We start from the raw sequence: 227 nt of genomic DNA on the forward strand, positions 1-227 counted from the left end.
CTTCTGGCCGTTGATGACGTAGGAATTGCCCTGCTTCTTGGCGGTGGTCTTGATGGCTTGCAGATCGGAGCAGGTGCCGGGCTCGGTCATCGCGATGGCGCCGACCATTTCGCCGGACGCCATCTTCGGCAGCCAGCGCTGCTTCTGCTCCTCCGAGCCGTAGTTGACGATGTAATGCGCGACGATCGCGCTGTGGACGGAAACACCGGTGGTCAGATACGGCACCG

The 227-nt window shown here is 62.1% G+C and carries 1 protein-coding gene; it reads right to left on the reverse strand.

The window, feature by feature from the left end; all coding sequences use genetic code 11:
• Positions 1 to 227: acyl-CoA dehydrogenase family protein (locus FNJ47_RS49245; RefSeq protein WP_175068548.1), on the reverse strand; the 227-nt coding region annotated here is incomplete at both ends.

Origin of the sequence: Bradyrhizobium uaiense (assembly GCF_010811875.1) — a bacterium.
Lineage (GTDB): Bacteria > Pseudomonadota > Alphaproteobacteria > Rhizobiales > Xanthobacteraceae > Bradyrhizobium > Bradyrhizobium uaiense.